This is a genomic window from Kribbella sancticallisti (genome assembly GCF_039530625.1).
GTDB classification, from domain to species: Bacteria; Actinomycetota; Actinomycetes; order Propionibacteriales; family Kribbellaceae; genus Kribbella; species Kribbella sancticallisti.
The window spans coordinates 1-393 of sequence record NZ_BAAAOS010000046.1; the positions used below are offsets into that span (position 1 = coordinate 1).

1 protein-coding gene is annotated in these 393 nt (G+C 66.4%); it reads left to right on the forward strand.

Annotated elements, in window-relative coordinates; genetic code table 11:
- Positions 1–393, forward strand: a 393-nt coding sequence (locus ABD255_RS29110) for an MMPL family transporter (RefSeq protein WP_344219585.1), incomplete at both ends; no start/stop codon positions are given.

Here is a 393-nt window from a genome sequence, read left to right on the forward strand (position 1 = left end):
CGGCGCTGATCCCGAGGAGCGGCTGGCCACCTTCCACAAGATCGCCGACCAGGTCCGCCAAGCACCGGCCGGGCTCGACGTGAAGGTGGGCGGCGAGGTCGCGGTGTTCGACGAGGTGAACACCCAGACCGAACACGACATCGTCCAGGCCGAGACGATCTCGCTGCCGATCGTGCTGGTCCTGCTGGTCGTGGTCTTCGGCGGACTGGTCGCCGCCAGTCTGCCGTTGTTCGTCGGCGGCCTGGCGATCCTGGGCGCCTTCGTGGTGCTGCGCGCGCTGACCACCTTCACCGACGTGTCGGTCTTCTCGATCAACATCGTCACGATGATCGGGCTCGGCCTGGCGATCGACTACGCCCTGTTCATCGTCACCCGGTTCCGCGAACAACTTGC